General features: G+C 62.5%; 24 protein-coding genes. 16 read left to right on the top strand and 8 right to left on the bottom strand.

The genetic code is table 11. From position 1 onward, the window contains the following. Nucleotides 1–74 precede the first annotated feature (74 nt). The 4 genes from C7T36_RS06210 (at nt 75) to pyrE (ending at nt 3,441) form a co-directional block, all read left to right on the top strand. Nucleotides 75–950, top strand: coding sequence for a DUF5666 domain-containing protein (locus C7T36_RS06210; protein WP_045064103.1), 876 nt, complete (start codon nt 75–77; stop codon nt 948–950). Nucleotides 951–1,095: 145 nt separating this feature from the next. Then, the gene (locus C7T36_RS06205; protein WP_045066608.1) at nt 1,096–2,001 is read left to right on the top strand and encodes a hypothetical protein; all 906 of its coding nucleotides are present in this window, start codon (nt 1,096–1,098) and stop codon (nt 1,999–2,001) included. A 50-nt stretch (nt 2,002–2,051) separates the two neighbouring features. After that, nucleotides 2,052–2,852, top strand: a complete 801-nt coding sequence (locus C7T36_RS06200; protein ID WP_045066607.1) for an SDR family oxidoreductase — start codon at nt 2,052–2,054, stop codon at nt 2,850–2,852. Nucleotides 2,853–2,907: 55 nt separating this feature from the next. After that, nucleotides 2,908–3,441: an orotate phosphoribosyltransferase gene (gene pyrE, locus C7T36_RS06195; RefSeq protein WP_033235674.1), complete on the top strand. Its 534-nt coding sequence runs from the start codon at nt 2,908–2,910 to the stop codon at nt 3,439–3,441. A 43-nt stretch (nt 3,442–3,484) separates the two neighbouring features. Here the strand turns inward: pyrE and C7T36_RS06190 are convergent, their stop codons facing one another. Further along, the gene (locus tag C7T36_RS06190; RefSeq protein WP_033235673.1) at nt 3,485–3,934 is read right to left on the bottom strand and encodes a MarR family winged helix-turn-helix transcriptional regulator; all 450 of its coding nucleotides are present in this window, start codon (nt 3,932–3,934) and stop codon (nt 3,485–3,487) included. A gap of 63 nt (nt 3,935–3,997) precedes the next feature. Further along, nucleotides 3,998–4,552, bottom strand: a complete 555-nt coding sequence (locus C7T36_RS06185; RefSeq protein WP_045064101.1) for a TetR/AcrR family transcriptional regulator — start codon at nt 4,550–4,552, stop codon at nt 3,998–4,000. 64 nt (nt 4,553–4,616) lie between these two features. On the opposite strand from C7T36_RS06185, the gene C7T36_RS06180 reads away from it, so the two are divergent. The 6 genes from C7T36_RS06180 to C7T36_RS06155 all read left to right on the top strand — a co-directional run bounded on the left by C7T36_RS06180 (nt 4,617) and on the right by C7T36_RS06155 (nt 9,383). Beyond that, complete coding sequence (locus tag C7T36_RS06180; protein WP_033235671.1) at nt 4,617–5,297, top strand: 1-acyl-sn-glycerol-3-phosphate acyltransferase; 681 nt, start codon at nt 4,617–4,619, stop codon at nt 5,295–5,297. Nucleotides 5,298–5,360: 63 nt separating this feature from the next. Continuing rightward, nucleotides 5,361–6,071 (top strand): lysoplasmalogenase family protein, encoded by a 711-nt coding sequence (locus tag C7T36_RS06175; protein WP_033235670.1) that lies wholly within the window; start codon nt 5,361–5,363, stop codon nt 6,069–6,071. After that, on the top strand, nt 6,064–6,846 hold the full coding sequence (locus C7T36_RS06170) for an SDR family oxidoreductase (protein ID WP_045064100.1): 783 nt from the start codon (nt 6,064–6,066) through the stop codon (nt 6,844–6,846). Before C7T36_RS06175 ends, C7T36_RS06170 begins: the two co-directional genes overlap by 8 nt. Nucleotides 6,847–6,920: 74 nt before the next feature. Next, nucleotides 6,921–7,514, top strand: coding sequence for a DUF6636 domain-containing protein (locus C7T36_RS06165; protein ID WP_045066606.1), 594 nt, complete (start codon nt 6,921–6,923; stop codon nt 7,512–7,514). Further along, on the top strand, nt 7,514–8,194 hold the full coding sequence (locus tag C7T36_RS06160) for a TrmH family RNA methyltransferase (protein WP_045064099.1): 681 nt from the start codon (nt 7,514–7,516) through the stop codon (nt 8,192–8,194). Before C7T36_RS06165 ends, C7T36_RS06160 begins: the two co-directional genes overlap by 1 nt. Nucleotides 8,195–8,261: 67 nt before the next feature. Further along, a complete protein-coding gene (locus C7T36_RS06155) occupies nt 8,262–9,383 on the top strand; it encodes a glycoside hydrolase family 76 protein (RefSeq protein ID WP_033235667.1) in 1,122 nt (373 codons plus the stop codon). Between the two features lie 65 nt (nt 9,384–9,448). Here C7T36_RS06155 and C7T36_RS06150 read toward each other — a convergent pair whose 3' ends face one another. Together C7T36_RS06150 and C7T36_RS06145 are read right to left on the bottom strand one after the other, a co-directional pair. Next, entirely contained in the window at nt 9,449–10,111 is a 663-nt protein-coding gene (locus C7T36_RS06150; RefSeq protein WP_033235666.1) for a DedA family protein, read from the bottom strand. Nucleotides 10,112–10,142: 31 nt separating this feature from the next. Continuing rightward, nucleotides 10,143–10,877: a VTT domain-containing protein gene (locus C7T36_RS06145; protein ID WP_181317467.1), complete on the bottom strand. Its 735-nt coding sequence runs from the start codon at nt 10,875–10,877 to the stop codon at nt 10,143–10,145. Nucleotides 10,878–11,059: 182 nt separating this feature from the next. Here C7T36_RS06145 and fbaA point away from each other — a divergent pair, with 182 nt between their 5' ends. Continuing rightward, entirely contained in the window at nt 11,060–12,097 is a 1,038-nt protein-coding gene (gene fbaA / locus C7T36_RS06140; protein WP_045064096.1) for a class II fructose-bisphosphate aldolase, read from the top strand. Nucleotides 12,098–12,177: 80 nt separating this feature from the next. Here fbaA and C7T36_RS06135 read toward each other — a convergent pair whose 3' ends face one another. Next, entirely contained in the window at nt 12,178–12,963 is a 786-nt protein-coding gene (locus tag C7T36_RS06135; RefSeq protein ID WP_045064093.1) for a nuclear transport factor 2 family protein, read from the bottom strand. Nucleotides 12,964–13,086: 123 nt separating this feature from the next. Between C7T36_RS06135 and C7T36_RS06130 the strand changes: the two genes are divergently transcribed. The 3 genes from C7T36_RS06130 to C7T36_RS06120 all read left to right on the top strand — a co-directional run bounded on the left by C7T36_RS06130 (nt 13,087) and on the right by C7T36_RS06120 (nt 15,649). After that, the gene (locus C7T36_RS06130) at nt 13,087–13,503 is read left to right on the top strand and encodes a DUF3151 domain-containing protein (RefSeq protein WP_033235662.1); all 417 of its coding nucleotides are present in this window, start codon (nt 13,087–13,089) and stop codon (nt 13,501–13,503) included. Continuing rightward, on the top strand, nt 13,490–14,635 hold the full coding sequence (locus tag C7T36_RS06125) for an aromatic acid exporter family protein (protein WP_033235661.1): 1,146 nt from the start codon (nt 13,490–13,492) through the stop codon (nt 14,633–14,635). The genes C7T36_RS06130 and C7T36_RS06125 overlap by 14 nt, the downstream gene beginning before the upstream one ends. An 84-nt stretch (nt 14,636–14,719) precedes the next feature. Next, nucleotides 14,720–15,649, top strand: a complete 930-nt coding sequence (locus tag C7T36_RS06120) for a cation diffusion facilitator family transporter (protein WP_033235660.1) — start codon at nt 14,720–14,722, stop codon at nt 15,647–15,649. On the opposite strand, the gene C7T36_RS06115 is transcribed toward C7T36_RS06120, so the two are convergent. Continuing rightward, a complete protein-coding gene (locus tag C7T36_RS06115) occupies nt 15,639–16,103 on the bottom strand; it encodes a pyridoxamine 5'-phosphate oxidase family protein (protein ID WP_033235819.1) in 465 nt (154 codons plus the stop codon). The genes C7T36_RS06120 and C7T36_RS06115 overlap by 11 nt on opposite strands. Nucleotides 16,104–16,167: 64 nt before the next feature. Here C7T36_RS06115 and C7T36_RS06110 point away from each other — a divergent pair, with 64 nt between their 5' ends. Next, the gene (locus C7T36_RS06110) at nt 16,168–17,121 is read left to right on the top strand and encodes a YafY family protein (protein ID WP_045066605.1); all 954 of its coding nucleotides are present in this window, start codon (nt 16,168–16,170) and stop codon (nt 17,119–17,121) included. Here C7T36_RS06110 and C7T36_RS06105 read toward each other — a convergent pair. After that, entirely contained in the window at nt 17,118–18,059 is a 942-nt protein-coding gene (locus tag C7T36_RS06105; RefSeq protein WP_033235659.1) for a DUF808 domain-containing protein, read from the bottom strand. The two genes, C7T36_RS06110 and C7T36_RS06105, sit on opposite strands and share 4 nt — an antisense overlap. Nucleotides 18,060–18,298: 239 nt before the next feature. On the opposite strand from C7T36_RS06105, the gene C7T36_RS06100 reads away from it, so the two are divergent. Next, nucleotides 18,299–18,979, top strand: coding sequence for a class I SAM-dependent methyltransferase (locus tag C7T36_RS06100; protein ID WP_033235658.1), 681 nt, complete (start codon nt 18,299–18,301; stop codon nt 18,977–18,979). 23 nt (nt 18,980–19,002) lie between these two features. On the opposite strand, the gene C7T36_RS06095 is transcribed toward C7T36_RS06100, so the two are convergent. After that, a complete protein-coding gene (locus C7T36_RS06095; RefSeq protein WP_045064089.1) occupies nt 19,003–20,433 on the bottom strand; it encodes an MFS transporter in 1,431 nt (476 codons plus the stop codon). Nucleotides 20,434–20,451: the final 18 nt, after the last annotated feature.

Below are 20,451 nucleotides of genomic sequence, written 5' to 3'. Positions count from 1 at the left end.
CTACGCTGAACGGCTGGATGCTCGTACGGCAGATGTGGTCCGCACCCGTAGGTCCGAAATGAAGGTGGCCAGGAATGACTGATCAGAACGATCCGCGTAAGTCGGACCAGCCGACCGAGCATTTCGAGATTCCCGAGCAGTACCAGAACCCACAGCAGTACCAGAACCAGGGGCAGCAGCAGTATCCCTACGGCGGGCCGGATCAGAACACCGAGTATCTGGGCCAGCCGAACCAGCAGGGCCAGCCCAACCCGACGCAGGCGTTTCCGCCCTACAACCCGCAGTTCGATCCGCAGGCCCCGCCGCCCGGCGCGACGCAGGCGTACCCGACATACAACGCGCAGCAGTACGGACAGACGCAGCAGTACGGACAGACGCAGCAGTATCCGGTTGGCGGCGGAAGTGGCGGCGGGGTGCCGCCGGAGCAACCATTCTTGGACAGTGGGTCGCCGGATGGTGGGAAGCGACGCAAGCTCGGGACCTGGATCGCCGCGGGAGTCGTCGGCATCCTGGTTGCCGTCGTCGCGATCATCGGGATTTCGTTGTTCGGTTCCTCGGGTGAATCGGGAACGCAGACGGCATTTGTTCCGCCAACCAGCACGGTGGCGCCGACGACGCCCAAACCCACGACCACCGCACCTGCGCCATCGCCTACACCCTCGCCGCTCGAAAACCTGCCTGGCGGACTCGGTGATGTCATCGGCCAAGCCGGCGGAGCTGTCGGCACAGTGGTGTCCAATGACGGCGGCACCCTGGTCATCAACTCGATCGGTGGATCTCAGACCACCATTCTCACCACATCTGAGACGACGCTGATCGCGTTCAACCGATCATCTGTCGCTGACCTGCAACCGGGTGACAACGTCGTCGTCGACGGCACCCCGGTGGAGAACGGCACGATGACCGCAAAGACGATTCTCGATACTTCATTGCCGTCGTTCGGCAACTGAGCCAGCGTGTCGTCGCGCTTATGAGACTTGGATCGAGGGGTTTCGCCGCACCGAAGATAACGCCGCCACACCGATCAGGTGACAGTTCTCGGGGTGTTGCGGGAGGTTGTCGTCGGAAGTCGCTAGGCTGGCTGTGATGACTGGAATGTGGTTCGGACTCGCATTAGTGGCACTCGCAGGCGCGGGTGCGCTTCTGTACGTCGATAGAACAAGACGTGATCAATCCGGCCGCGTACGTCAGATTTGGGCAAAGGCGCAGGGCTACACGTACACCGGTGCTGATGATCAGCTTGCCGGCGAGTGGCATCGCGCAGCGATGGCCAAGCAGGACTACCTGACCGCAACCGATGTTGTGCGTGGCACAAGACGAGGTGAGCAGTTTGTGCTCTTCGACCTCGAGGAAACAGCAACCATCGTGGCAGTTCGACGCGAAGTCGGGTCTGACGTCGACATTGATCTACGGCTCAAATCGACGGCACCGCCCAAGGACGGCGACCTCAATCTCCTGGGCGCAATCGGTCCGCGCGTCGTGTTTGCCACCGACCTCGAAATCGCTCGCCGGGTCTGTGACCAGCGTATGGTCGCCTTCACCGAATCAGTACCCCCGGCAATCAGCATGCTGTGGAGCGAAGGTCGCTGGACCCTCGGCTCCCTTCCGGTCTCGAGCACCGGCCGCGATTGGGATGCTGCCATCGAAGCTGTCGCACGGCTGTCCGGCATCCTGCACGTACTCCCTCCCGTCACGGATCCGCGTGAACTCGAAGTCGATCACGACCCGACCCGGCCCCGCCCCCGCAGCGACAAATCCGATGCACCGCTGAACCGCGAAGCGCCGCAGGCCGTTCGTAGTGCACCGCAGGCACCGCCGGTCGTTCGTGGCGCACAGCAGACACCACGCCGGGAGGCTCCGGAGTCGCAGCGTCGCGAGGAGTCGGACGTGCCCCGTCGAACCGCTCCGGAATTGCCCCGCCGCGAGTTTCCCGCCCCGTCGACCGCGCCGAAACCCAACCCCGGCACACAGCGCTCAGGAACCGTACGCCCCGTCGATTGAGCCGCGTGTAAGCCTCACCTTTCGAGGCGCGACGCACTAGCGTGGCCGGTATGTCGTCATCGAACTCGGATCGCCCCGCGCGTCCTGTAGCCCTGGTCACCGGTCCCACCTCAGGTCTGGGTGCCGGGTTTGCCAAGAAATATGCGTCGCTCGGCTACGACCTGGTGCTTGTCGCCCGAGATGAAGTGAGATTGCGTGATCTTGCCTCCGAGCTGTCCGCGATGTTCGGTACCGAATCCGAAATTCTGGTGTCCGACCTCGCCACGGAACCTGGCCGTGACGCAGTCGCCGACCGATTGGCCCGCGGCGTCGACGTTCTGGTCAACAACGCCGGGTTCGGTACCTCCGGTGAATTCTGGACCGCTGATCCAGCACTTCTGCAAGCTCAACTCGACGTCAACGTCACCGCCGTCATGCGCCTGACCCGTGCGGCGTTGCCCAGCATGATCGCGTCGGCGAACGGGACGATCGTCAATGTCGCAAGTGTGGCGGGATTGCTGTCCGGGCGCGGTTCGACGTATTCGGCCAGCAAGGCGTACGTGATTTCGTTCACCGAAGGATTGTCCGGCGGGCTGGCCGGAACCGGTGTTCGAGTTCAAGCGCTGTGCCCGGGGTTCATCCGCACCGAGTTTCACGAGCGAGCCGGAATCGAGATGTCGTCGATCCCGAAGCCGATGTGGTTGAGCGTCGATCAGGTGGTCGCGACGTCGATGAAGGACCTCGGCGACAACAAGGTCATCAGCATTCCCGGGATTCAGTACAAGATCCTCACCACTGCCGGACGTCTGGTACCGAAGGGCTTGGTTCGCAAGATGACCAACCTTGTCGGACGTGGGCGGGGTAGGACGTAGTGCACCTCGCACGGAGATTATTGCCTCGGCGCTGTGGTCGGTAGGCTGAGCACTCATGAGCGATCGTGAGGATTTGGCTGCGCTGGTGCGCGAACTGGCTGTTGTGCACGGAAAGGTGACGTTGTCTTCGGGCAAGGAAGCCGACTACTACGTGGATCTTCGCCGCGCGACGCTTCACCACAAGGCAGGGCCGTTGATCGGCTCACTGCTGCGTGAACTTGTTGCAGACTGGGATTTCGACGCCGTGGGCGGTTTGACGATGGGTGCAGACCCGGTCGCGATGGCAGTGATGCACGCGCCCGGCCGTCCGATCGACGCGTTTGTCGTCCGCAAGGCTGCCAAGGCCCACGGAATGCAGCGTCAGATCGAGGGACCCGATGTGGTTGGCAAGCGTGTTCTGGTTGTCGAGGACACCACGACCACGGGCAACTCTCCGCTCACCGCGGTGAAGGCACTTCGTGAAGCGGGCGCCATCGTGGTCGGTGTGGCAACCGTGGTGGATCGCGCGACCGGCGCCGACGCCGTAATCGGTGCAGAGGGCGTGGAATACCGCTCGCTTCTGGGCCTGGACGATCTCAACTTGGGCTAGCGCCCCCGTGCGCCTTTCTGGTAGTTCGCGCTACCGGAAAGGCTCACAGGGCCGAAGGCCTTGCCGACGTGATCATCGATCGCAGCTCGGCCAACCCCACGGTCAGGCGTTCGATCTGCTCGGGTTCGAGGTCCGCAAAATGCGGAATCAGGGCATCAGCGATGGCATGTCGACCGTCGGCTAGGGTCTTTCGTCCCACATCGGTCATCGCGACCAGTACGGCGCGGGCGTCGTCCGGATCCGGGCGCCGCTCGACCAACCCGCGCTCACCGAGTGTGCGCATCACCGCAGTTGCGGAGGGTTGTGAGCAGTGATCGATCTTGGCGAAGTCGCTGATCCGCATTTCGCCGTATTCCTCGAGCAACGCCAACGCGCGGAGCCAGGTCCGGGGGTAACGGTCGGCAGCAAGTGACGTCGCCATTTTTGTGAAGCGATGGGTATTGCTCACCAAGTCGACCAGTAGGTCGTGCAATCTCTGTTCCTGATCGGGCACGTTCGAATCCTTCCATAAGGTAATGATTGTGTAAACGAGTCTTTGGCGACAGTTGGCATTCGTTCAGGGGAGATGTGCAACCACAGTCGACCTGACCAATTCTTCGATGACGAGGTCAGGGGTCACGAGGCTCAGACTGCGGTTCGCGGCCAACACTGCAATTCCGTGCGTTCCCGTCCAGATCTTCAGTGCAGTCGCGTTCGGATCCGAGGCTTGGTCTGCTTCGGCCAGAGTCCGCAGAGCCTCGAAGAGTGGAAGCGACGTTGCCCGGAGGTTCGCGCCGGCGCCTTCGAGTAAATCGTGGCGGAACATCAGCTCGAACATCGCCGGTCGCTCCTGCGCAAAAGCGACGTATTCGATTGCGGCAGAGATCAATCGGTGTCGCGCGGACGTGGGTGCATCGAGTATCGGTGCGAGCCTTGCCCCCAAGTCACGTAGGCCCTGTGAGGCAATTGCCGCAAGTAGGCTGTTGTGTGTCGGGAAATAGCGTCTGGGCGCCCCGTGTGAAACGCCGGCTCGACGGGTTATCTCTCGTAACGTCAGGGCGGCGAGGCCGTCGGTGTCGAGAATGTCGACGCCAGTGGCGACGAGGGTGTCGCGGAGTGTGGTGGCAGACATGGGAGACAGTGTCTACCATCTAGGTGCGTAGACAGTGTCTACTCTCACTGATTGGGGTGTTGGCGTGCTGTATCGACTGTTCAAGTACATCTTGATAGGACCGGTTCTGTGGGTCTTCGGACGCCCCACGATCGAGGGGCACCGCAACATCCCGAGAAAGGGGCCGGTGATACTTGCCGGTAATCACCGGGCTGTTGTCGACTCGTTCTTCCTGGTTCTGAAAGTGCGCCGACGGATCACCTTTGTCGCCAAGAGCGAGTACTTCACCGGTTCCGGCATCAAGGGCGCGTTGCAGCGCTGGTTCTTCGGCGGCGCAGGTCAAGTTCCCATCGACCGCAGTGGCGCCGACGCCTCGCGGGCCGCACTGGACACTGCCGTCGGAATCCTCGAACGGGGTGGTGTGTGGGCGATCTATCCCGAGGGAACACGATCGCCGGACGGTCGCCTGCACAAAGGCAAAACGGGGGTGATCCGGGTTGCGTTGGAAACGGGTGTCCCCGTTATCCCGGTTGTTGTTCACGGAGGCGACGCGGTGAACCCGCCTGGCACCAGGATGTGGCGATTCAGCAAGGTGCACGTCAGTGTGGGCAAGCCGATCGACTTCTCCCGCTACCGAGAACTGCGGACCCATCAGGCTGTTGTGCGCGCGGCAACCGACGAGTTGATGGCGGCACTGTGCGAGCAGTCCGGGCAGGAATACGTCGACCTGTACGGGGCTGACGTCAAATCTCGTGATTCCCTCTGAATTACCCAGTACGGTCGTCTTGGACGCGTAACCAACTGCGCGCAACCAACAGGAGGACTGGGCATGGCAGGCAAGTGGGGCATCGAGCACGCGGTTTTTGCGGCGGCAACGGCGGCAACGGTGGCTGGGGCGGTGCTCGGCAACGAGCGTGTTCAGCAGATTGCCAAGCCGTTGATTGCGCCGTCGCTCGCGGTCAGGGTGCTGCGCAAGCGATCCGAGACCGATACCGCCGATACTGCGCTGCTCTTGGCAGGTCTTGCTGCGGCAACGATCGGTGATGTGTTCATGATCGACCCGGATAACGATGCTCGCCTGGTGAAGGGTGCGTCTTCGTTTGCCGTCATGCAGTCGAGCTATTCGGCGCTCCTGTTGCGTCGTGGTGCCAGGCCGACGAGGGCTGCGCTCAAGCCTCGGATGAGCGGGTGGTCCACGGCTTCCGGGTTGCTGCGTGCAAAAGCTCCCGAGGTCTCGATGCCGTTGACCGCGTACGGATTGCTGCTGGGAACCACGTCGACGTTGTCCGCAGATCCGGCTTTGTCGCCGGGGGCGAAGACGGTGCTGGACGTGGTGGTGCCTGGCGAGGAGCGGCGATCCTGGCTGGGTGTGGGCGGCGTGCTGTTCACCGCATCCGACGGTCTGATTGTGGTGCGACGCTTGTTCATTCGCGGCAAGGCCGGCCGTGCGGCCGCTGAGGGCGTGATTCTGGCGTCGTATGCGGCTGCTCAGTTGATGCTTGTCGAGGGAATGCTTGCTCTCGGTCGCAAAAATGCCTGAGCGGAGCATCTTCATCACCGGGGCGGCGTCGGGAATCGGCCGTGAGGCCGCGTTGTTGTTTGCGCGCAAGGGTTATCGGGTTGGCTGCTATGACATCGACGAGTCCGGGTTGACGGCTCTGGCCGCCGAGATCAACGAATTCGGGGGTGTGGCCGTGACCGGCGCACTCGACGTGACGGACCCGGAGCAGTGGTCGACGCAGTTGGCTCACTTTGTCGGTGCGTCGGGTCGACTCGACATCCTGGTCAACAACGCCGGTGTTCTGTCGTCGGGGAAGTTCGAGAGTATTTCCCTTGCTGCGCATCGCCGCATGGTCGATATCAACGTCACCGGCGTTCTCAATGGGACACACACGGCGTTTCCGTATCTGCGTGAAACACCGGGTGCTCAGGTTGTGAATATGTGCTCGGCGTCGGCCATTTACGGACAGCCTGAACTGGCGACATACGGGGCCACGAAGTTCGCGGTCCGAGGACTGACGGAGGCACTCGACCTCGAATGGGCCGAACACGACATCCGAGTGATTGCACTGTGGCCTCTCTTCGTGCAGACGGCCATGGTCACCGGAATGGATACCGGTTCGACGCGATCGCTTGGAATCAAGCTCACTGCAACGGAAGTCGCGCAGGAACTCTGGGATGCGACGCGCGGCGCCGGACGCATGCCCAAGGTTCACTATCCGGTGGGAGGGCAAGCGAAAGTGCTTCTTGCCGCGTCGCGATTCTCGCCTGCGTGGTTGTCGAGGTTGACGAACAAACGTTTAACCGGAACGTAATCGAACTCGCGATATAGTTCGGAATCGTTTTGTGGGCCGGGTTGAGGCAGAAGACATGGGTGGAGGTAGTCGCGGTGGTTCGTGTCCGGGTGGGATTGCTGTGTCTGAGTGTGGGTTCGGCGGTACTGCTCACTGGTTGTGGCGGTGACGCGCAGTCTGCGCCGACGCCGACTACGCAATCCAGTACGGCAGTCTCGACCACGCCCCAGGTGACGACGACCGTTCCGGTACCTGTCACAACGACGACGATCCCGCCCACAACTGTGTCGCCGACAACCACATTGACGGACGTGCACTTCGAGCGCAACGAGTCCTACTACTTCACCACTCCGGACGGGAACTTCCAGTGTGGCATCATCAGATTGCCCACCCGCATCGAAGCGGGGTGTGAGGGAACGACAACTCCGGTGCCGCCGCGCCCGGACAGTTGCATGGTGAACTGGGGCAACGGAATTCGTGTTCAAGATGAGGGTGAAGGTGCCTTCATGTGCTCTGGTGGCCCGGTGTACATGTCCGGCGGACCCGAAGCTGATCCGGTGCTTCCACCCGGAACGCCACTGTCTAAGCTGGGCTTCACATGTACTACCACGGCGACGGATGTCTCGTGTGTCAACGAGCAGACCACACACGGATTCACCGTGGCTGCCGATTCCAACGAGGTGTTCTGATGTCCGACGTGAGCGTAGAACCGGCCGACGAGGTCGGTCCGACAGAATGGGGCGAAAACCCGAACGGCGTCGGCCCGTGGGCGGAGTTTCACGGGACGGACCTCCCAACCGACGAGCGTTACGACCCGCTGCTTCTGCTGGAGGGTGACCGTCGAAACGTGTTGGACGAGTACAGGTACTGGACACGCGAGGCGATTGTCGAGGACATCGACTCGCGGCGTCATCCGATGCACGTGGCCATCGAGAATTTTGCGCACGACGCCAATATCGGCACCGTGGTTCGTACTGCCAACGCGTTTGCCGCAGCGGCCGTGCATATCGTGGGCCGGCGACGGTGGAACCGCCGCGGCGCCATGGTCACCGATCGGTACCAACACATCGTTCACCATGCTGACATCGGCGAGTTGGTCGAGTACGCACGTGAGAATTCGCTCACTATCGTTGCCGTCGACAACACCCCCGGATCGGTACCACTCGAAACCGCGAGCCTGCCGAGAGACTGCATTCTGCTGTTCGGCCAGGAGGGTCCAGGAGTGACCGAACTGGCGAAAGAGGTTGCGTCCATGACGGTATCGATTGCACAATTCGGCTCGACCCGCAGCATCAACGCCGGCGTCGCGGCAGGTATCGCGATGCATGCCTGGGTACGGGAGCACGCGGATCTTCGTAACTCCCGCTGACCTTGCCGGAGTCTGTTAGCTGGGTAGGCGCTAGCGCCGCAGGCTCCGAGGGGACAGGATATGTCTTATGCAGCAAGTGTGGGCGGAACGCGCAGATGCGGCCGAAGGAGCCATTGTCAGTCGGCATCTGCGACGGTTGTGGGCAATGCCGAGAACAGCGCTGGGTGTCGTGGCGTGGCCGGCGGTGCGCCGCGAGCGCATGTTCCGCCCGTGGCATTACTGGTGGCAGGCGCATCTGCTCGATACTGCCGTCGACGCGCTCGAACGTGACCCGACGCCCAAGCGTCGTCGTCGGATTGCCAAGGTTGCCCGCAGCGTCCGGGTCCGCAACGTCAGGTCCTGGACCAACAGCTACTACGACGACATGGCCTGGCTTGGGTTGTCGCTCGAACGCGCCCAACGGCTGTTTGCACTGGACCATCGCAGCGCCGTACAAGCTCTCGAATCTCAACTCTTCGACTCGTGGTCGCCGGAGGACGGTGGCGGAATTCCCTGGTGCAAGGGTTCCGATTTCTACAACACCCCGGCCAACGGCCCCGCCGGGATCATGCTTGCTCGGACTGGCAAGCTGTGGCGAGCTCAGGCGCACGCCGACTGGATCGAGGAGACTCTGCGTGATCCCGAATCAGGCCTGATCTTCGACGGTATCCGCCGCGACGGAACGCTCGAACGGGCCATTTACTCGTATTGCCAAGGAGTCACTCTCGGCCTGGAGACGGAACTGGCGACACGGTTGGGTGAACCGAGGCACCGCGAGCGGGTTCATGCCCTCGTCAACGCGGTCTACGACGGTTTGACCGATCGCGGCGTCATCATCGGAGGCGGCGGCGGCGACGGTGGCCTGTTCAACGCGATCCTGGTGCGGTATCTGGCGTTTGTCGTGGTCAACCTGACCTGGGAGAGCAACGAGGACATTCGGGCGAAGGAGATCGCCGCGCAGATCGTGCTGGCGTCGGCGGAAGCCGCCTGGAAGAACCGCCTCGAGGTGGAGGGGTTACCGCTGTTCGGTCACGACTGGACCCGCGACGCCACGCTGCCGAGGCTTTCGGGGGAACTGGCGACATTCACGGGAGGTTCGGTGCGATCGTCGAGCGTCCCGGAGCGTGACCTGTCAGTGCAGTTGGGCGGCTGGATGCTGATGGAAGCGGCGTACGTCGTCTCAGCGGCGGGGTATCCGCGTAAACGCTGAGCGCCAGAGCCTCAGCCGCGTAAACGCTGAGCGCCAGAGCCTCAGCCGGGCAAACGCTAAAGGCGTCAGTCCAGAACTTCCTCGACCTCGACGTCCTCGGCGGGGCGGGCCATTTCCTTGCGGTACTGCCAGATGCCGAGACCGGTGCCGACGACCAGGCTCACGGTCATCACGATCAGGACCGCCGGCAGGAGCCAGGGGACACGATCGAGGAACGAGCCGCCGTAGAAGCCGATCAGCAGCAGTACCGGCGCCCAGATGATTGCGCCGATGGTGCTGGCCACGGTGTACCGCGTGTGGTTCATCTTGGCTGCGCCCGCGACCATGGGGCACAGGGTGCGTATCCAGGGGATCCACCGGGCGATCAGGACAGCCCAGAAGCCGTGTCTCTCCAGCAGGATGTTGACTCGGTGCAGGTTTTTCTCGGTGAAGTATTTGCCACCTTTGCGGGCCTTGATGTGGTTGCCCGTTCGGTGACCGATGACGTACCCGACCTGATTGCCGGCAATGGCGGCGATCATGGCGCCCACCGAGAGAGCCCACACGTGTCCGGCGCCGGATTCGTGGCCGGCCAGCACAATTCCTGCGGTGATGAGGAGAGAATCGCCGGGAAGGAACAACCCCAGAATGATCGCGCATTCGATGAAGACGAATGTCACGACGATGATCCACACCAGCGCAGGACCAGCGGTTTCGAGGGGACCGAAACTGCCGGACGCGAGTGTCATGGTGGTCAGTTTCTTGCCTCGGTTCTGGTGATCAGTGAGTCGGTTCCTCGGTCACGGATTCCGTATTGTCCGTAGTTGAAGTATTCGCCGTTTCACCGCGTCGTGACGCGAGAAGGCGCTTTCCGATTTCGAAAACGATCGGCAGGACAGACACCAGGACGATCAAGATGAAGATGTAGTCGACGTTGTCGCGGATGAACTCGATCTGACCGAGGAGGTAGCCGAGCAACGTGACGCCCGCGCCCCACAGAATGCCACCGACGATGTTGTAGGTGAGGAAGAGTGAGTACTTCATCTTCGATGCGCCGGCGACAACCGGCGCGAAGGTACGCACGATCGGCACGAAGCGGGCCAGGATGATGGTGACCGGGCCGTGCTTCTCGAAGAACGCGTGCGACTCGTCGATGTACTTCTTCTTGAAGAACTTCGCGTCGTCGTTCTTGAACAGCGCAGTTCCACCCTTGGCGCCGATGTAGAAACCGACCTGGTCACCGAGGATCGCGGCAATCGGAATGGTCACCAACAGCACCCACAACGGTGCGAACGGTTCGATCTCGGTGGACTTGGACGCCGCGATCAACCCTGCGGTGAAGAGGAGGGAATCGCCGGGCAGGAGCGGAAACAGTAGGCCGGATTCGATGAAGACCACCAGAAGCAATCCCACCAGAACCCACGTTCCGAAGGAGTTCAAGAGGTTCACGGGATCGAGGAAGCCGGGCAGCAAGGCCAGGTTCGTCACGGATTCAGTTGCTGCCTGCACATTCACGGAGGCCAGACTACCGGGAGCGTCTGAGTGTTTCCCACCGCTGCAGGTCACCGCGTCGTCCACGTCACGGCGAGACCGCAAAGAGACGTGGCGACCACGACTTGCCATACTGCTAGGACCACACGAAGCGCTTTATACATCGTCGAGCGCTCCGAACGACACGTAAATGGAGGACTCCCGCCGTGCCTATCGCAACTCCCGAGGTCTATGCCGAGATGCTGAGTCGGGCCAAGGAGCATTCCTTTGCCTTCCCCGCTATCAACTGTGTCGGCTCCGAATCCATCAACGCAGCCATCAAGGGCTTTGCAGACGCCGGCAGTGACGGCATCATCCAGTTCTCGACCGGCGGTGCCGAGTTCGGTTCCGGTCTGGGCATCAAGGACATGGTTACCGGTGCTGCTGCACTCGCCGAGTTCGCGCACGTGATTGCCGCCAAGTACGACGTCACCATCGCGCTGCACACCGATCACTGCCCGAAGGACAAGCTGGACACGTTTGTGCGTCCACTGCTCGCCATCTCGCAGGAACGCGTCAACGCCGGCCGTAACCCGCTCTTCCAGTCCCACATGTGGGACGGATCGGCTGTCCCGATCGACGAGAACCTGGCGATCGCCAAGGAACTGCTTGCACTGTCGAAAGCTGCAAACATCATCCTCGAGGTCGAGATCGGTGTTGTCGGCGGCGAAGAAGACGGCGTCGAAGCCGAGATCAACGACAAGCTGTACACCTCGAAGGAAGACTTCGAGAAGACGGTCGACGCTCTGGGCGTCGGCGAGCAGGGCAAGTACCTCCTCGCTGCCACCTTCGGCAACGTGCACGGTGTGTACAAGCCGGGCAACGTCAAGCTCAAGCCTGAGGTTCTCGACGAGGGCCAGCGCGTTGCCGCAGCGAAGCTCGGCCTCGCTGCCGGCTCGCAGCCGTTCGACTTCGTGTTCCACGGTGGATCGGGCTCGCTGAAGTCCGAGATCGAGGATTCGCTGAACTTCGGCGTCGTGAAGATGAACGTCGACACCGACACGCAGTACGCGTTCTCGCGTCCGATCGCGGGTCACTTCTTCACCAACTACGACGGCGTCCTCAAGGTCGACGGCGAGGTCGGAAACAAGAAGGCTTACGACCCGCGCAGCTACCTCAAGAAGGCCGAAGCAGGCATGACTGCTCGTGTCATCGAGGCGTGCAACGACCTGAAGTCGGCCGGCCGCTCGGTGTCCGGAGGCTAGAACTGCTCGATCGAAAAACTGTGCGCGCCCACGAAGTCGACGACTTCGTGGGCGCGCACAGTTGGTTATGGTTCGAGTGTTTAACCGGTCTGGCTCGGGTCGCAGACCTTCCAGGTTCCGTCCTGGCGTTCCAGATCGAAGGTTCGCCACGACCGTTCCCCGGTTGCCGGGATGCTCGCCTCAACTTGGGCGATAGCGGTGTCGTCGGTGATTCGGACGGCGTCGACGGCGCTGACCTGGGGAATCGTCTTCTGCGTTACCGCATTCTGGTGGACCTGGGCAAAAGCGTCGTCCGGGACGGACTGGTAGTAGTCGGCGAGAGAACCACACGTTGCGGTGCGCAGAGCGGCAATGTCACCGGACGCGAGAGCGTCGACGTACGTGCTGATCGCCGTTTGGACCTGAGCTTCCGGTGAGTTTCCCCCGCTGCTGCTCTCGGACGAGACATACAGTGCGACGGCGATCGCGGCCACGATGGCGACAGCTGCTGCTCCCGCGGCGATGTACCACCCCTTGCCACCGCGCTTCGCCTGCTCCGGCGCGGCCGGCTCGATTCGAGTGGGAAGAGGCTGCTGCGGCGGAATTCCGGCTGCTACTCCGACGCGTTGCGGCGCGGCGCGGACCGGCTGTGGTGCCTTGGGCTGCGGCGACGGACGTTGCGGCGACTGACGTTGCGGTGCCTGGGGCGGCGGCATCTGGGGCTGCGGTGCCTTGGGAATGGCTACGGTTGCGGGCTCAGGCGCCGGGGGTTTCGGAGACGCCTTGGGGATCGCGACGGTGGCGGGTTCAGTCGGCGTCGAACTTTCCGGCGCGCCCTGTTTTTCCGGCGCGCCCTTTGTCGAGTTGTCGTCTTTCGAGTCCGGCACCGGTCATCCTTCGGTCTGGGGCAATTGACGTCCCCAGCGTAACGATCGGTCGAATCCGGTCGTAACGGCGACCACGGGTGAGGCGGTCCGGTGCCCACGGACCGCAGCGGGCACAATAAGCCCATGACCCAATTCGGTGACCTGCTCGGACCCAAGCCCACTCTGCTTCCCGGCGACGACGACGCGGAATCGGCCCTGCTCAACCACGCTGATCCGGCTCAGGTAGCGGCTGATCATCCCACTGCGTCCATCGCGTGGGCTTATCTGGCCGAGGCCGCATTCGAGAGCGGCGCAACCATCACCGCGTACGCCTACGCGCGTACCGGCTACCACCGCGGACTCGATCAGCTTCGTCGCAATGGTTGGAAGGGCTTCGGGCCCGTCCCGTACAGCCATGAGCCCAATCGCGGTTTCCTCCGTTGTGTAGCAGTGCTGGCCAAGGCCGCGCAATCGATCGGTGAGACAGACGAGTACGCCCGCTGCCTGGACCTGCTCGAGGATTGCGACCCCAACGCTGCCGAAGCGCTTGGCGTCGGTTAGCAGTTTCCGTCCGAGCGCGTCGAGCATCAAGGACCGCGCTCGCAAGTCGGGGCGCCGGCTGAGAACGTCGGCGCTACCGATTCTTCAATGCGCACTGGCCGCAGGGTTGGCGTGGTGGGTTGCCACCACGGTGATCGGGCACCACGCGCCGTTCTTTGCGCCCATTGCCGCTGTCGTGTCGCTCGGGCTGTCGTTGGGTGCTCGCCTGCGTCGCTCGTTCGAGTTGGTGGCCGGTGTGACGGTCGGCATCGGTATCGGCGATCTGATCATTTCCGGTATCGGCAGCGGCGCGTGGCAGATCAGCCTGGTGGTGGTGCTGGCGATGTCGGTGGCGGTCTTGCTGAACAGCGGCCCCATCTTCTCGATGCAGGCCGGTAACTCGGCTGTGCTGGTGGCGACGTTGATTCCGCCAGGGGGTACCGGCGGAATCGACCGCATGATCGACGCACTGGTCGGTGGTTTGGTGGGCATCGCGGTGGTCGCCATCATCCCCACACATCCCGTGCGACGCGCTCGTAAGGATGCAGCGGCGATTCTCGCGACGTCGTCGGAGGTGTTGGCGTTGGTGGCCGACGGATTGCGAGCCAACGATCCGGAGCCGATAGTGAAGGCTCTCCGTAAGGCCCGCGCGACGCAGTCGGCGATCGACGGATTGCGCACCAATCTCAAAGGCGGGCAGGAGATCAGTCGGATCTCGCCGCTGTACTGGAACACTCGCCCGCGGCTCGAACGACTCATGGCGACAGCCGATCCGATCGACAACGCGATGCGCAACATTCGAGTTCTGTCGCGGCGTTCCCTGACGTTGGTCAGGGACGACGAAATTCTTGATCCACGTCTGGTGACCCAGGTGGAGAAATTGTCCAAGGCCGTCGACGTCTTGAGGGAAATGATCCTGGCGGAACCGGGGGAGCAGCCTGATCAGGCGGAGGCCGCTCGGGTGCTACGTTCGGTGGCCAAAGAACTGAAGCCGGCAATTGTGGAGACGGCCGGCCTGTCTGCGACGGTGGTGTTCGCGCAGATCCGCTCGCTGGTTGTCGACTTACTGCAGGTGGCGGGGATGAAGCGTATTTCGGCAATCGCTACGTTGCCGCCCACTGTGGAGAAACCGGCGTACCAGCCTGAACACTGACCTTTGTCCCGCTCACCGAGCAACCCGTTGTATATATGCGAATGTATGCATATGATCGGGAGAACTCAGGAGGTAAGCGGTCATATGGGGTCAGGGCACGGTCATTCTCACGGTCACACGGCGGCAGATTCGGTCGGAGTAGGACCGAGTCCGACGCGCATCCGGAAGATGGTGATCGCACTTGCGATCCTGGTTGCCTTCCTCGTTCTCGAGGCGACCGTCGGCTTGCTCATCGGCTCACTGGCTCTGCTCGCCGACGCCGGCCACATGCTCACCGATGTTGTCGGCATGGCCATGGGGTTGACAGCGCTTCTGCTCGCCAAGAAGGGGAGCAGCACCGCTGCACGGACTTTCGGCTGGCATCGCGCCGAGGTCCTCACAGCGATGGCCAACGCGGCCATGCTCTTGGCCGTGGCGGCGTGGGTGATGTACGAGGCCATCGGCCGCATCGGTGACGAACCCGAGATTCCCGGCGGTGCCCTCATCATCACTGCCGCAGCGGGTCTGCTCGCCAATATCGTGGTCATGCTCATGTTGCGTGGCGACTCCAAGGACAGCCTCGCCGTGCGCGGCGCCTACCTCGAAGTGCTCGCGGATGCCGTTGGCAGCGTTGGCGTTCTGATCGCCGGCGCTGTGGTCCTACTGTTCGGCTGGACGTGGGCAGACATCGTTGTCGGTGTGCTCATCTCGCTGTGGGTGGTTCCCCGCGCACTCAAGTTGGCGGCCGCGTCGCTGCGCATTCTGACGCAAGCGTCGCCGGCCGATGTCGATGTCGAAACCGTCGAAGCCGATCTGGCCGCGCTACCCAATGTCAAGGGCGTGCATGATCTGCACATCTGGACCCTGACGACGGGGATGGATGTTGCCACAGTGCATTTGACCAGCGACGCCGATTCTTCGCACGTTCTCGAATCCGCCCGCGCGGTCTTGGAAAGTCACGGGCTTTCACACGCGACAGTGCAGGTGGAATCGTGCGCCAACGGCGAGCATTGCGAGAAGAACGTCACTTGGTGAACCGGGTGATCTCCTTTCCCGGCTTCCAGAGGTCCACGTACATATGTTCGTCGTCGACGGTCGTGTGAACCACCTCCTCGATGTCGAGGACAAAGAGGTGCAGGGGTTTCGGAACGTCGTAGGTGTAACTGGCAAGAACGGCCTCGAACTCGTCACCGGTCACCTCTCGTGCGGTTCCGGCGATCTTCGCGTCGCCGCCCTCCATCGTGTGCTCGCCGGGATTGCTGTGGAGGGCGTAGCGCCCGTCGCGGATGAGGTCCTTCGCCTTGAGAGCGCCGAACATCGATCCGAGCACCAGACGCCCGTCCAGCATTTCCACTTCGGTGCCACTGACCCGCGGTGAACCGTCCTTGCGCAGCGTTGCGAGCACGTGATGCTTGTGGGCCTTGAATCGAGCTTCGACGGCTGTGGCTAGGGCGGGAACTTCTTCGGAGAACTGCTTCCAGGTGACCATGACGGTCATTCTGCACCCCTATTCCTGACAACTTCTGTCAGTGATTCTCGGTAATGTTCGCTCCATGAGATCCGCGCGCCTGCTTCAGCTCATGTTGCGATTGCAGGGCAGTCGAGGAGTTGTAGCCGAGCAGTTGGCCGGCGAGTTCGGGGTGTCGGTACGGACGATCTACCGCGATGTGGCCTCGTTGTCCGCTGCCGGTGTGCCGATCTGGACCGGAAGTGGCCCGGGCGGCGGTATCCGCTTGCTCGACGGCTGGCAATCCAAGCTCTCGGGAATGACAGACGACGAGACGTCGGCGCTGATGCTGCTGGGCGTGCCGTCCATCGCCGCCGATCTGGGCCGGACGGATTCCGCGGACGCCGCGGCCGCAAAACTGCTGGATACGATGCCGCCGAGCCTGCGGAAAGGCGCGCGGTTGTGGCAGGACCGCATTCTTGTGGACGTCCCCGGATGGTTCGGTGGCAGCGACGATATCTCGGCACTGCCGACTATTGCGTCCGCGGTGCTGGATTCACGCCGACTACGTTTCACCTACCGTGACAACCAACGGACGGTTGATCCGCTCGGTCTCGTGATCAAGGCCGGGGTCTGGTATCTGGTGGCACGTCTGGGCGGTCGAACTCTGTCGTTTCGGGTCGGCCGAATCACCGGCCCCGTGGTGTGTGACGAATTATCCGACAGGCCTGCGGATTTCGATTTGGCGACATGGTGGGCGGCATCCATGGCGGAGTTCGACCGTTCGCTGTTGCGTTTCAGCTGTCGGATTCGATTGTCGCCCAACGGTCGGCGAAGACTCCCCGATGCGGTGGGAGTCGAGGCGTCGCGAGTGGTGCCAGGTCCGCCTGATTCGGCCGGATGGATGGACGTCGAATTGAGATTGGAAAGCCCTGAAGTTGCGCTCTCTCAGTTGATCGGTTTGGGTGCGGACGTCGAAGTGCTGGAACCGTTGTCGCTGCGCGATGCAGTGTGCGCGGTGGCGGAGCAGATGGCGGCGCGCCACAGGCACATCGACTAGGCCGTCGCCGATCGCTTTGCCAGCACGCTCGTAATACCCAACTGCGCTGCGACGATCACCGCACCGACCACCAGGCCGAGAGCTGCAGATGCAAGAGTGTTGACGATCCATGCCAGGACGCCGCCGACACCGGCAATATCCTTGACCGCTTCTTCGCCGTGATGAACGGCGTCGTAGAGGGGATGGAAGCCGAGTTCGTCGATGCCGACCAGAAGAATGTGGCCACCCACCCACAGCATTGCGGCGGTGCCCACCACGGAGAGCACCGACATCACGTGCGGCATGCCGCGAACGAGCCCGCGCCCGACCTTGTGAGTGAAACCGGACGACGACTCGGCGATGCGCAAACCGATGTCGTCCATCTTCACGATCAATCCGACAACGCCGTAGACGACAACGGTGATCACCACAGCGACGACGGCAAGAATGATCAGTCGGCTCCAGAAACCTTCACCCGCGATGGTGTTGAGTGCGATCACCATGATCTCGGCCGACAGAATCAGATCGGTACGCACGGCGCCGGAGACAACGGCCTCTTCGTCACGAGGATGCTCGTCTGCGCTCTCGTGATGGTCGCCGTGGCCGAAAATCGCTCCCCAGATTTTGTGGACAGCTTCGTAGCTGAGGTAACAGCCACCCACCATCAGCAGGGGAGTCAGTAGCCCGGGGAGGAACTGGCTGAGCAGCAGCGCGATCGGCAGAATGATCAGCAGCTTGTTGCGCAACGACCCGATCGCGATGCGCTTGATGATCGGCAGTTCGCGTTCAGCCGCCAAGCCGCGCACGTACTGCGGAGTGACAGCCGCGTCGTCGATCACCACGCCGGCAGCCTTGGCCGTTGCCTTACCGGTCGCGGCAGCTACGTCGTCGATCGACGCTGCTGCCATCCGAGCCAGAGCGGCGACGTCGTCGAGCAGGGCAAACAGTCCGCCGGCCATCACAAACCTCCAGTGGAATCAGTGGAAAGGGGTGGCCGGACGGATCCGGTAACGCAGTTGCTTGATCGCACGAAGTCTCTATCCCATGAACGTCGGAGGCGGCGGCAGGTCACCTCGAACGATACCGGCGACTTCGCAGCGTGAGTAGCGCAGACCCGACGTCAACTCTGCAGAGATCGTTGCGTTAAGGGCTTCCGGGCTAGTTGTTCGCGTGCGAGACTGCACAGGGGATCGACCGAATGGGATCGACCGAATGGGGCATCATGCGCGAACCGGACACAGCACAGGTCGCCAAGAGTTTCGACGCGATGGCGACTCACTATGACCGACAGATCGGACGCTTCGAGCGCTTTGCACTCGGTGACGCACGTAGATGGGCAGTCGACAAAGCGCGCGGCCGCGTCGTCGAGATTGCCGTGGGTACCGGCCTGAACTTGCCGCTCTACGGTAAGGACGTCGACTATGTCATCGGAGTGGACATCTCGAAAGCGATGCTCGATCAGGCCCGCGCCAGGGTCTCCGAGGGTGTGAGCACCAGCGTCGACCTCCGGTACGGAGACGTGCAGGAACTGGATATCCCCGACGAGTGCGTCGATACGCTGCTGTCCACCTACGCGTTCTGCACGATTCCTGATCCGGGCCGAGCTGCAGTCGAGGCCTTCCGCGTTTTGGTGCCCGGCGGTCGATTTGTACTGGCGGAACACGGGCCGAGCACCAATGTTTTTGCACGGGCCGTGATGAAGGTGGTCGAACCGCTTTTTGTGCGTTTCGGTTCCGACCACCTCACTCGCGATCCCATCGGATACCTCGAGGACGCGGGTTTCCTGATCGACGAAGTGCAGCGCAGCGGACGGGGCGGGGTCGTGTTCCGGGTAGTGGCGAGCAAGCCGGATCCCGAATGGACGGCGTTGGGTCACTGACTGACGGGCCGGACCTTGCCGGACTACTCGACGGGTATGCCTTGCCGCGGCACCGACTTCGTGCCGGCGGTCTCCGAGCTGGCGGTCTCCGTTCTGGAGGTGGGAGTCATCCCGAGTGATGCGACTGCGGATGCAACAGCAATTGCGACGATGACCCACCAGGCTTGTCGGAAGGTGTTGTAGTCGACCGCGGTTCCGAGGACTGCGATCAGGATGCTCACGCCAAGCACAGTGCCGATCTGACGGCTCATGCTGATGACGGCACTGCCGGTGGCCGATCGCGCAGCGGGCAGGTCGGCCGTTGCCTGCGAGAGGATGGTGGGCAGAGCGAGGCCGACGCCGATTCCGGTGATGATCCACCCCGGCAGCAGTTGGGCGGCGTAGTGAGGTGTCGTGTCCACCGACAGCAGGACAAAAAGTGTGCCGGCAGCCCAGAGCGCACTACCAAGAGCGGCTACTCGGCCGGCGGAGTATCTGCGCGTGAGGGCTCCGCCCACGATGGCAAACAACGGAACCATCATCGGACCGGGAGCGACGGCAAATCCGGTTCGCAGTGCCGAGTATCCCCAGACTTCTTGCAACCACAGGATATTCGCGAGAAGTCCGGCCGCGAATGTGGCGCTGAACAAGATGGCGGTGATATTCGACCAGGCAAACGAGCGGACTTTCAGGAGGTCCGGCGCGATCAGCGGAGCGGAGTGGCGGGAGTTGCTCCACCAGAACGCAATCAGAGTGACCGCGGCGAGTGCACAGGCAATAACGATGCGCGGGTCTGTCCATCCCCAGTCAGGACCCTGAACCAGGGCGAGAGCAAGAGCGCCGATACCGACGGTGAGGAGTGCGGCGCCGGCCAGGTCCATTCCTGCATCCGGGTCCTTCTCCGCGGCATCCGGGACAAGTCGAACGGCGAAGTAGAGCAGCACGATCCCGATGGGGACGTTGATCAGGAACACCCAATGCCAAGACGCTTCCACGAGCATGCCGCCGACAACGGGACCGAACGCCGCTGCCGCAGCACCGGAAGCAGCCCAGATGCGAACGCCGGATTGGCGTTTCGCGACCGGGAGTGCGTTGATCAGAAGTCCGAGGCTGGCCGGGGTGAGTGCTGCAGCGCCCACGGCCTGGACGATGCGGAATGTCACGAGCATCCACAGTGACGGGCTGAAAGCGCAAGCGGCACTGGCGAGAGTGAAGAGTGCGAGACCGGCGATGAACGCTCGTTTGGGGCCGATGCGGTCAGCCCAACGCCCGAGTGGGATGAGCAGTGCGGCGTAGACGATTGCGTATCCGTTGAGGATCCAGCTGAACTCGCCGAGTGAATGTCCGGGAAAGCTCTTCGCGATGTCGCCGAAGGCCACATTGACGACAAAGAGATCGAGGCTCGCAACAAATGGTGCTCCCGACAGGATTGCCAGAAGTGGGCCCGTCCTGACGGGCTGACTGTTGAGTTCCATAGTCAGGAACCTAAACCC

The organism is Rhodococcus sp. AD45-ID, assembly GCF_003023755.1.
GTDB lineage: Bacteria > Actinomycetota > Actinomycetes > Mycobacteriales > Mycobacteriaceae > Rhodococcus_F > Rhodococcus_F globerula.
Note: the sequence above shows the minus strand (reverse complement) of the source record. Positions and strands in the feature narration are given on the sequence as shown.